The sequence below is a fragment of the Stutzerimonas stutzeri genome, assembly GCF_000935215.1.
Taxonomy (GTDB): Bacteria; Pseudomonadota; Gammaproteobacteria; order Pseudomonadales; family Pseudomonadaceae; genus Stutzerimonas.
On the sequence record NZ_JXXD01000188.1, the window covers coordinates 1 to 944 of the forward strand.

Consider the following 944-nt stretch of genomic DNA (forward strand, 5'->3'; position numbering starts at 1 on the left):
GCCGTGGTGGCGGTGGTGTCCGGGTAGTCGGTGCCGGCGCGCTTGGCCGCGCCGCCGATGTCATAGCGACCGGTGTCGGCCGAGCTGCGGTCGTTGTAATCGGTCGGGTCGGCGCCGGGCGCGGTTGTATTGCCGATGTGGGCACCGTCGCCGGTGTGCGCGCCACCCAGAGCGCGGTCGCTGCCAGCGGTTGCCGTGCCGGTTGTGCTGAAATGCTTGTCGAGGTGGCTGTCGCCGCCGGTCGCGCCAGCATAGGGGCTGCTCGGGCCTGGATAGCCTTCGACTGCGCCGGTGCCGCCGCGCTCGTTGATGTCGATGGCACCGTTGTATTCCAGAGCATCGCGCGCCTTGGCCAGCTGATCTTCATCGTCGACATCCACAGCGATCACCAGGGCACCGCGGCGTACGGCATCTGGATAGGCGGTGGCGTAGTGGCGGTGCGTTTCGTGCGGTTCATTGCCGAACAGCGAATTTGAAGAAGTGCGTGACCTTGGATTCGTGATGCGTACGATCCACCGGGACGTCGGGAGTGGTGGTGTAGGGCGCATCGTAGGCATGGATATCGGCGCTCTCGGCACCAATGGCGTGAATCTGTTCGCGCGCTATGCCCCGCGACATCAGATCGCCGCGGGTGCGGTTGGCGTCGGTCAGCGTTGCGAACGCTGCTACCAGTGTATGTCTCATGATCCACCTCACGTTGTGTTGAACAACCGGGATGTGAGCGCTGCGCGTGTCGCGATGATGGCGGCCCGAGTGCTGGCGAGGCCGCGCCGGTCGCGGGTTTCGCGGCGCTCATAGACATTGGGTCGGAGCGCATCGGCATAGTTCAGCGTGGAGGATCAGCGGTCGGAGGAGGGCAGTGCAGTCGCTGCGCGGAGGACTGCGCGGCGATTAGGGAGGTGGGCCGGGCAGCCTGCCTGCGCAAGATGGCGGGCGGTGGAAAG

Annotated in this window: 1 pseudogene; it reads right to left on the reverse strand. The window is 66.1% G+C overall.

Features of this window, described 5'->3' with window-relative positions:
- A pseudogene (locus LO50_RS25660) lies at positions 1-684 on the reverse strand (hypothetical protein); the annotation flags it as partial.
- Positions 685-944 lie beyond the last annotated feature (260 nt).